This window comes from Kitasatospora sp. NPDC057738 (assembly GCF_042798815.1).
Classification (GTDB): domain Bacteria; phylum Actinomycetota; class Actinomycetes; order Streptomycetales; family Streptomycetaceae; genus Kitasatospora; species Kitasatospora lactacystinica.
Map to the genome: position 1 here is coordinate 163,897 of NZ_JBHVJT010000005.1, position 9,356 is coordinate 173,252.

Below are 9,356 nucleotides of genomic sequence, written 5' to 3' on the forward strand. Positions count from 1 at the left end.
CGGTCATGTTCCCCTCTGGGATGGGGGGGTGTGTAGGTGACCCCCCGAACCGCGGTGGACGCCCTATGCTCCGTTCTAGGCGGGGCGGCACCACCCCCCCCGCAGCCGTGCATCCGGGCCGCCGGGGTCCCGGCCCGGGCCGTCTCAGCCCGGGTGGAAGGCGACCCGGACGGTCTCGTTGAAGGGGACGATCAGGCCGCTGCCCGTCTCCCAGGTCCAGGTGCGCGGAATCAGGAACATCCGGCCACCGGAGTGGGCCAGCAGGCGCAGGCCCTCGTAGCGGTAGCGGAACCGCTCCCCCGGCTCCACGCCCGGCAGCGCCGTCTCCCGCACCCCGGACCATCCCAGGTGGAGGTGCTCCGGGGTGTCCAGGACCACCGCCGGACGCCGGTAGAGGTGCCGGGCCAGCTGCTCCGCGTCGGCCGTGCCCTTCTGCTGGGCGTAGCCGCCGACCGCCCAGAACGCGCAGAGCACGACGATCGCCACGCTGATCCCCAGCGCCGCCCGCTCACCGGTCAGCGGGTACGGCGCGCCGGTGCCGCGCACGTACAGCAGCCGGGCCAGGACCGCGAGCAGCAGTCCGCCGCCGATCAGCAGCGGGGTGCCCATCGGGCCGGCGTCGAACACCTCGAAGCCGGCCAGGAAGCCGAGCAGCAGCAGCGGGACGACCAGTACGGCGACGGCCGAACAGGCCCGTCGCACCGTCCGGGCGCCGACCGTGCCGGCCTCGGCGGCCCTGGTCGCGACGTGGTAGCCGAGCGCGCCGACCAGCGCCCCGCACAGGGCGACCCCGGCCGGCACGTAGAGCGCGGGGGAACTGCGGAGCAGCAGGTCCTGGGTGGCGAAGCCGATCATGCCGGCGTCGATGCCGAAGTAGCCGTAGAGCGAACTGGTGTAGGCGTAGCCGAAGAAGAAGAGCAGCGCGGTGAGGAGGGTGGTCGGGGCGACCCAGGTGGCGAGCTTGGCGATCCAGTCCGACCAGGAGCGCGGGGACGGCCGCTCCGGCTCTCCCGGGGGTGCCTCCTCGGCAGGGCTCAGGGGGTGCTCCCGGAGCCGGTGGGGGCACCGGTGTACGGGCTCGACCCGCCGGTGGGGGTCGAGCCGTTGGTCCCGCCATAGCTGGGGGTCCCGCCGTTGCCGGTGGTGGCCCCGTCGTCGGGGCTGATGACCTCAACCGAACCCACGGCCTCGATCCGCTTGGTGGAGTCGTCGGCCGTCACCGTGAGGCAGATGTTCCGGCTCTTGGTGCCGGGCTTCCACGGCGGGAGCCGGAACTCGACCCGCTCGGTCTGCCCGTTGGTCACCTGGACCTGCTGCGAGGCGGGGGTGGCGTACTCCGTGCTGCCGCAGTCGGACACCTTGCTGATCACGGCCGTGAAGCCGGTCGTGGTGCTCGACGGGAAGGACAGGCTGATCCGGGCGGTGCGGTCGCTGCCCTGGACGTTCGCCGAGGGCTCGCCGGCGTTCCGGAAGCCGCCCTGGTCCCCCTCGTCCTTGGTCCGCTGGTCGTCCGGCTGCCCCGAGGCGCTGTTCTGGCCGGTCTGCCCGGCCTGGGGGGCACCGGCCGACCCGGAGCCGCCACCGCCGCCGCAGGCCGCGAGGGCCGGGAGGAGCAGGGCCGTCGCCAGCCACCGGGCCGCTCGGCGGGTCCGGCCGCCTCCGAAGTGCCGGGTCCCGGGCATGCGTTCTCCCATCCGCGCAACGAGCAGGGGCCGGTCGGCCCGGTCGCACGCTAGCCGTGCGCGGACGTCCCGGCGGGCCCCCGCGCCGCCCCGGGCCGGGGCCGCCACCCGTTCGGCGCAACCCGGGCGTGCCCGCCCTGGCATAGAGTCGGGCCGCAACGGACGCACCGTCAGCCGAACGGAAGGACCCGCCCCGTGAGCACGGACACCCGCCCGGTACCGGAGCTGGCCGCCGAGGCCGTCGAGCAGTGGCGGGCCGAGGAGGCCGAGCTCGTCGAGCTGCTGGCCCGGACGCGGCGCGGCGTCGGCGGCATCGCCGCGTTCCGGCTCGGCCCGACGCCGACCGTCCTGGTCACCGACCCGGCCGCCGTGCAGCACGTCCTGGGCCACCACCCGGACCGGTACGTCAAGCGCTCGCACCGCGCCCGGATGCTGGTCGGGGACGGCGTGCTGTCCGCCGCCGGCGACGCCTGGAAGCGTCAACGGCGGCTGCTGCAGTCCCAGTTCACCGGCACCGGGATGCGCCGCTACGAACACCGGATCGCCGCGGCGGCGCGCCGCACCGCCGAGCGCTGGGAGGGGTACCGGCGCACCGGGGAGACCTTCGACGTCGGCGAGGAGATGCGCGGCTTCGCCCTGGACACCGTCTGGCGGGCGCTCACCGGGCAGCCGCTGGACGACCGGACCGACGGCGAACTCCGGGCGGTGGAACGGGTGGTGGCCGCCATGCCGACGCTGCCGACCAACGCGGCGGACGCCCGGGACGCGGTCGCCGCGGACCTCGCCCGGATCGACGCGGTGGCGCACGCGGCGATCGACGCGGCCCGCTCGGCCGACCCGGCCGAGGAACCCGGGGTGCTGCGGATGCTGGTCGAGGCGGGCGAGCGGCACCCCGAGTACACCGACCGGCTGATCCGGGACGAGCTGGTCACCCTGCTCGTCGCCGGCCACGAGACCACGGCCACCACGCTCACCTGGCTCTTCCTGCTGCTCGACCGCCACCCCGAGGCCCGGACGGCCGATCCGCAGGCGCTGGTGAGCGAGACGCTGCGGCTCTACCCCTCCGCCTGGCTCCTCCCCCGGCACGCCCTGGAGGACGACGTCATCGCCGGGCACCGCATCGCCGCCGGGACGGACGTGCTGGTCTGCCCGTACCTCACCCACCGGGACCCGGAACTGTGGCCCGACCCGGAGCGCTTCGACCCCGCCCGCTTCGCCACCGACGCCGACCGGCCCGGGCAGCTCGGCGCCTACTTCCCGTTCGGCCTCGGCGCCCGCGCCTGCCTGGGCACCCGGTTCGCGCTGCGCGAGACCACGGCGCTGCTGGAACTCCTGCTGCCGATGGGGCCGTTGATGTTCCGTTCGCGGCCGGCGGGGGCGGCGTACAGCATCACCGTACGGCCGGACGGGCCGACGCCGGCGGTGCTGGGCTGAGGCCTCCTACGGCGCGGAGCCGTCCGGCAGCCCAGGTAAGAAGCCGTCGGCGAGCTCCTCGCCCGCCAGGGCGGCGTCCACCCGGGCGCTGATGTGGGCCCGGGTGGTCGGGCAGTCGAGCGGGCGGTCCCGGCTGCACAGCAGCATGTGGGTGAGGACGGCCGCGGCGTGCTCCAGCCGGCGGGCGCGGGCGAGCATCCCGTCCCGCTGGGCGTGCAGCAGCGCCCTGCGCTCGGCCGCCTGCTCGCTGGCCAGTACGGCGGCGGTCCCGCCGACCGGGATCATCCCGTCCACGTGCCAGAGTTGGACCAGGGCGAGGCGTTCCAGCGCCTCCCGGTCGTAGTAGCGGACCCGGCCTCGGCGCGCGGCGGGGGCCACCAGGCCGCACTCCTCGTAGTAGCGCAGGGCCGGCACCGAGAGGCCGAAGGCCGTCGCGACCTCGGTGATCGAGTGGAGCTCCGCCATCTGCCGCCTCCTCCGTCGGGGGTGGGCCCCGACCGAATCATGCCCGGACCGGATCGCGTTCGGGCCGGGTCGTGTTCGGACCGGATCGTGTTCGGGCCGGGTTGCGCTCAAGTGCGCTTGAGCGAGAAAGCTTAGGCAAGCCTAACCTCTTGCCGAAGCGAAGGGCCCTCCCCTCATGCCGCCCACCGATGCGCCCGCCACCACCGCGCCGGCCACCGCCGTACCCGCGCCCGCCGTACCCGCGCCCGGCACACCCCGGGCCTCCGGAGCCCTGCTCGTGCTCGGCTTCGTCCTGCTCAGCCTCAACACCCGGGTCGCGTTCGGGCAGATCGGGCCGCTCGCGCCGGTCGCCGGGTGGGGACCGGGCACCGTGACGCTGCTCGCGCTGCTGCCGCCGCTGTGCATGGGCCTGTTCGCCCCGCTCGGCGCCCTGGCCCGGCGGCGGCTCGGCGAGGAGCGCGGACTGTTCTGGGCGAGCGTGCTGCTGCTGGTCGGAGCGGCGCTGCGGACGGCGGGCCTGCCCGGGCTGTACGCGGGCACGGTGCTGGTCGCGGTCGCGGTGGCGGTGGTGAACGTGCTGATCCCGGTGTTCGTCCGGGCCCGCTTCGCACCCCGGCGGATCGGCACCATGACGGGCGTCTACGCGCTGTCCATGGGCGCCGGTTCGGCGGTCGTCGCCGCGCTGGTCGCGCCGGTCGCGGACGCCTGGTCCTGGCAGGCCGCGATCGCGATCGCCGTCGTCCCGGCGGCCCTGGCGGCGGCCGGCCTGGTGCCGCAGCTGCGGGTCGCACGGGGGCTGCGGGCCGCACCGGAGCCGGCCGGGCCCGCCGCACCCGTCGGACGCCGACGGGTCGGGCGGACGGCGCTCGGCTGGAGCCTGACGGCCTTCTTCGGCGTCCAGACCCTGGTCTTCTACGCGACACTGGCCTGGCTGCCCACCCTCCTGGTCGACGCGGGACTGAGCCGGACCGCCGCCGGCACCGACCAGGCCGTGCTGATCCTCGGCCTCGCCGTCGGCGGGTTCCTCGCCCCGACCCTGGCCGCCGCCAGGGCCGACCAACGGCCGCACATCCTGGGCGTGGTGGCCGTCTGCGTCCTCGGTCTGCTCGGCCTGGTGCTCGCCCCGGCCGGCGGGGCCCCGCTCTGGGCCGCCGTCCTCGGCATCGGCATGGGCGGCGGACAGGCGCTCGCCGCCGTCCTGTTCGCCCGCCGGGGCACCGACCCGGAACACGTCGCCGCGCTCTCCACCATGGCCCAGACCTGGGGCTACCTGCTCGCCGCCACCGGCCCCGCGCTCGCGTCGGCGCTGCGCACCGCGAGCGGCACGTGGACCGCACCGTTGCTCGCGATGGCCGGCCTGCTGGCGACCGGCTGCGTCCTCGGACTGCGGGCGGGACGGGCTGTCACAAACCCGCGCCGGGATCCGTCGGACAGGTGACCGCACGGTCCACCCACCCGCTCGGAAGAAGAGGAACGCCACCATGAACACCCGCCCGATCACCGCCGAGGTCCCGCTGCGCCCGCGCATGGCCCAGGACCCGGTGGAGCTCGTCCCCGAGATCTCCGAGGTCTCGGCCGCGCTGTTCAAGGCCACCGGCAACGGGTCCGTCCCCCGGAGCACCATCAGCCTGGTCCAGCTGCGGGCCGGCCAGCTCGCCGGCAGCACCTACCTGACCGTCCTGCACACCGGATTCCTCCGCGCGGCCGGCGAGTCCGAGGAGCGGATCGCCTCGGTCGCCGGCTGGCCGGACTCGCCCTGGTTCACCGCCCCCGAGCGCGCGGCGCTCGCCCTGGTCGAGGCCGTCCTCCGGCCCAGCCCGCACGGCGAGCGGGTGTCGGACGCGCTGTACGCCGAGGTCGCCGGGCACTACGACGACAAGGCGCTGACCACGCTCATGCTCGCGATCGGCCAGGTCAACTTCTTCACCGCCATCGCCCTGGTCGCCAAGCCCGTCCCCGGCCGGTCCTTCACCGACCCCTGGGCCTGACCGGCTTGCACCCCTGCGGCCCGCCCGGCCGATCACCGGGCGGGCCGTTCCGGTCGACCGATCACCCGTCCCGGCATAGGCTGATCCGCGCCCGAACGGACTTTCGCCCGGTCGGGCCGAGGCGGGCCGACACACCGGAGGGGGCGTGCCCGCAGCACACGAAGGATCACAGGGGGGGACGGCGCCATGTCCGGGGAGCGGAAGAACGACCAGCACGACGAGTACGACCGACATGACCAGTACGACGAGGACGACGGCCACAGCGGGCACAGCGGGCACGACGGGCACAGCGGGCAAAGCGGGCACGCCGGAGTCCACGGGCACGACGGGCTTCACGGGCACGACGGGCTCCAGCCGCAGGACGGCTACGGCGCCCACCGGGAGTACGACGAACTCGCCGACGACGACGTCCGGTACGAGCCGTTCGACGAGGACGAGGGACAGGACGACGGCGGGGCCCCGCGCGGATCGACCGCGCGCCGGGTCGTGATGGTGGCGGCCGGCGGGGTCTTCGCCGCCCTGCTGGCGGTCGGCGGCTACGGCGCCTACAACGTGCTGAACGCCGTGACGGACAACGGCCCGTCCGGCGGCCACCAGGGCCCCGGCGCCGTGTCGAAGGCCCCGCAGGACCCGCCGACCGCCGAGCAGGCCGAGGCGGCGGCCAAGGAGTTCCTGGCCGCCTGGAGCCGCGGCGACATCGCGGCCGCCGCCGGTCTGACCGACCGGCCGGAGACCGCCCGCGCCGCGCTGACCGCCTTCCAGGAGCAGGTGGGCCCCCGCTCGCTCGCCCTGACCGGGACGGGCCGCTCCCAGGCCGACTCCCCGAGCGAACCGGCCCTGGGCTTCCGGGTGAAGGCGGAGTTCGAGGGCACCCCGGACGCCTGGGAGTACGACGGCGTGCTGAGCGTCGTCCGCTCCCAGGACGGCCGGCCCGTGGTGCGCTGGAAGCCGTCCGTGATCCACCCGCAGCTCGCCCAGGGCGGGACCATCGCGGTGAAGGCACTGCCCAACGCCGTCTCCAAGCCCACCGACCGCAAGGGCCGGCCGCTCGACACCTTCCCGTCGCTGCGCGCCGTCCTCCCCCAGATCGCCCCGCCGGACGGCGCCGCCACCGTCACCGGCCGGGCCGTGGTGCTCTCGGGCCCGGGCGGCGGCGGCAGCGAGCCGGAGCAGTTGTTCGTGCTGACCCCGCCGAGCGCCCCGCAGGTCAAGCTCACCCTGGACGCCGACCTGCAGCAGGTGGCCGAGGAGGCGGTCAAGCAGCAGTCGGCGAACGGCAATCCGGCCTCCCTGGTGGCCGTCCAGCCGAGCACCGGGAACATCCTGGCGATGGCGTACGCCCCGCAGGGCGGCTTCAACCGCGCGATCGCGGGCGGCCAGGCGCCCGGCTCGACGATGAAGGTGATCACCGCGGCCGCCCTGCTGGAGGCCGGGGTCGGCCCGGACACCGCGGTGCCCTGCAAGGCCACCACCTACTCGCCGCGCGCCTGGCACAACGACGAGCCCGGCGACTTCCCGTCCTACACGCTCGCCGACGACTTCTCCCACTCCTGCAACACCGGCTTCATCGACAAGGGACTGGAGAAGCTCCAGCCCGGCACCCTGGGCGCGGTGGCCCGCGACCAGTTCGGCCTCGGGCTGGAGTGGCACATCGGCGTCCCGAGCCGGGACGCCACCGTCCCGGCGCCCGGCAACAAGGACGAGGCCGCGGCCTCGTACATCGGCCAGGGCCGGATCCAGGCCAACTCGCTGGCGATGGCCTCGGTCGCCGCCACCGTGCAGAGCGGGACGTTCCGCCAGCCCGTGCTGCGCGAGGACGCCAAACGGGCGACGGCACCCGGCAAGCTCCCGGCCGACGTCGCCAGGGACCTGCGCGCCATGATGGCGAAGACCGCCACCCAGGGCACCGCCCGTACCCCGATGGCTGGCCTGTCCGGCCAGATCGGTGCCAAGACCGGCACCGTCGAGGCCGGCGGCCAGGCCAACAACAGCTGGTTCATCGCCTACCGCGGCGACCTCGCCGTCGCCGCCGAGGTCGAGGGCGGCGGGCACGGCTTCAGCGCGGCGGGCGTGGCCGCGGCCCAGGTGCTGAAGGCGGGCGGCAAGGGCTGAGCCGACCGCCCCCGGCCGCCGGCCGGGGCGGCACGGCCGGCGCGCACCGCCCGCGTGCGCGCCGGGGCGCGTGCGCGGGGGTGGATTGGAGCAAGTGCTGTGGCGCGGAACGTTGTTCAGGCGGTGCCTTCGCCGTGGATCAGGCGGAGGTCCGGCACGCCGGGGAACGGAGGGGTGTGCTCCGCCTCCCGTTCGGCGATCAGGTCGGCCAGCATCCGGGCGCCCATCGCGCGGAACCCGGCCTTGCGCTCCTCGTCGGCCTCCTCCTCGCCCGGATAGAGGATGGCGTGGACGGCCCCGTGCTCGTCGTCCCAGGTGTAGCTGCGGTACGGCGGCGGGCCGGGCTCGCCCGTCCCTTCGGCTTCGCCCGTCCCTCCGGTCTCGCACGTCGTTCCGGTCTCGTCCGTCATGGGAACCTCCGGTGGTCTTCCTCGGGTGGTCTTCCGGTATGGGCAACGATGCGGGAGCAAAAAGGGCCCGGCCCCGCCGCGGCCGTCCGCCGTCCGCCGTGCGGGCGAGGCGGTGCGCGGCGGTGCGGGACGCGGCGGGCACACGCGGGCACGCACGGCCGCCGGTGAATCCGGACAGCTTCCGCGGGGCCAACTTCCGTATGCCGACCGTCCACTTAACGGCACGTCAGCGCTTGATAGCGTCGACCGGGACGCCGCGTCACCACGGCGCCGCACCTCCCACGAAACGAGAGAGCGCCACATGGCCCCCAGGACGATCCGCCGAGCCGTCATCCCCGCCGCCGGCCTCGGCTCCCGCCTCCTGCCGCTGACCAAGGCCACGCCGAAGGAGATGCTGCCCGTCGGCGACAAGCCGGTCATCGAGCACACCGTGCGCGAGCTGATCGAGAGCGGCATCACCGACATCACCATCGTCGTGAACGGCGACAAGGGCCTGATCCAGGAGCACTTCCGCCCCAACCCCGTCCTGGTCGAGCAGTTGCGCCGGGACGGCAAGGCGGCCTTCGCGGCGGCGGTCGAGGAGGTCGGCGAGCTGTCCCGCAAGGGCCACATCAGCTACCTCTACCAGCACGGCCCGTACGGCAACGGCACCCCGGTGCTCAACGCCGCCCGGCACTTCGGCGACGAGCCCTGCCTGGTGCTCTGGCCCGACGACGTCTTCGTGGCCGAGGTCCCCCGCGCGCAGCAGCTGATCCGGGCGTACGAGCAGACCAACGCGCCGGTGCTCGCGCTGATGCCGATGGCTCCCGAGGACTCCTACCGCTACGGCGTGCCGGTGGTGAAGGAGGACCTCGGCGGCGGCTCGCTGCGGATCACCGGTCTGGTCGAGAAGCCGAAGCCGGCCGACGCGCCCTCCTCGTACGCGGCGATCGGCGGCTACGTCATCACTCCCGGCATCGTCGACGAGCTGCGCGAACTGACGCTCCGCTGGCACGAGAAGCCCGAGGACGAGGTCTACCTGACCGACGCCATCAACGCCTACGCGGCGCGGCGCGCGGTCTACGGGCAGGTCATCGCCGGCACCTGGTACGACACCGGCAACCCCGCCGCCTACCTGCGCGCCCAGTTCGCCGCGGCGCTCGCCAACCCCGAGTACGGCCCCGATCTGCGCCGGCTCGCCGCGGAGCTCTCCCCGGCCGTCGCCGGCTAGGCGGTACCGCCCGCGCCCGGGTGGGGGGCTTCCCCCCCGCAGGCTGGGGGGCCCC

The 9,356-nt window shown here is 75.0% G+C and carries 9 protein-coding genes; 5 read left to right on the forward strand and 4 right to left on the reverse strand.

Annotated features, from left to right (window positions below; genetic code table 11):
* Positions 1–144 precede the first annotated feature (144 nt).
* Positions 145–855, reverse strand: a complete 711-nt coding sequence (locus ACFVGO_RS04600; RefSeq protein WP_380357942.1) for a hypothetical protein — start codon at positions 853–855, stop codon at positions 145–147.
* Between the two features lie 179 nt (positions 856–1,034).
* Complete coding sequence (locus tag ACFVGO_RS04605) at positions 1,035–1,682, reverse strand: hypothetical protein (protein ID WP_359915293.1); 648 nt, start codon at positions 1,680–1,682, stop codon at positions 1,035–1,037.
* A gap of 195 nt (positions 1,683–1,877) precedes the next feature.
* On the opposite strand from ACFVGO_RS04605, the gene ACFVGO_RS04610 reads away from it, so the two are divergent.
* Entirely contained in the window at positions 1,878–3,116 is a 1,239-nt protein-coding gene (locus tag ACFVGO_RS04610; protein WP_359915291.1) for a cytochrome P450, read from the forward strand.
* A gap of 6 nt (positions 3,117–3,122) precedes the next feature.
* On the opposite strand, the gene ACFVGO_RS04615 is transcribed toward ACFVGO_RS04610, so the two are convergent.
* Positions 3,123–3,581 (reverse strand): MerR family transcriptional regulator, encoded by a 459-nt coding sequence (locus ACFVGO_RS04615; RefSeq protein ID WP_359915289.1) that lies wholly within the window; start codon positions 3,579–3,581, stop codon positions 3,123–3,125.
* 175 nt (positions 3,582–3,756) lie between these two features.
* Between ACFVGO_RS04615 and ACFVGO_RS04620 the strand changes: the two genes are divergently transcribed.
* From ACFVGO_RS04620 to ACFVGO_RS04630, 3 genes are all read left to right on the forward strand, one after another.
* On the forward strand, positions 3,757–5,019 hold the full coding sequence (locus tag ACFVGO_RS04620; RefSeq protein ID WP_380630849.1) for a CynX/NimT family MFS transporter: 1,263 nt from the start codon (positions 3,757–3,759) through the stop codon (positions 5,017–5,019).
* 43 nt (positions 5,020–5,062) lie between these two features.
* The gene (locus tag ACFVGO_RS04625) at positions 5,063–5,569 is read left to right on the forward strand and encodes a carboxymuconolactone decarboxylase family protein (protein WP_359915285.1); all 507 of its coding nucleotides are present in this window, start codon (positions 5,063–5,065) and stop codon (positions 5,567–5,569) included.
* A gap of 186 nt (positions 5,570–5,755) precedes the next feature.
* On the forward strand, positions 5,756–7,681 hold the full coding sequence (locus ACFVGO_RS04630; protein ID WP_380630850.1) for a penicillin-binding transpeptidase domain-containing protein: 1,926 nt from the start codon (positions 5,756–5,758) through the stop codon (positions 7,679–7,681).
* 116 nt (positions 7,682–7,797) lie between these two features.
* On the opposite strand, the gene ACFVGO_RS04635 is transcribed toward ACFVGO_RS04630, so the two are convergent.
* The gene (locus ACFVGO_RS04635) at positions 7,798–8,091 is read right to left on the reverse strand and encodes a hypothetical protein (protein WP_359915281.1); all 294 of its coding nucleotides are present in this window, start codon (positions 8,089–8,091) and stop codon (positions 7,798–7,800) included.
* A gap of 301 nt (positions 8,092–8,392) precedes the next feature.
* Here ACFVGO_RS04635 and ACFVGO_RS04640 point away from each other — a divergent pair, with 301 nt between their 5' ends.
* Positions 8,393–9,301: a UTP--glucose-1-phosphate uridylyltransferase gene (locus tag ACFVGO_RS04640; protein ID WP_359915279.1), complete on the forward strand. Its 909-nt coding sequence runs from the start codon at positions 8,393–8,395 to the stop codon at positions 9,299–9,301.
* Positions 9,302–9,356: the final 55 nt, after the last annotated feature.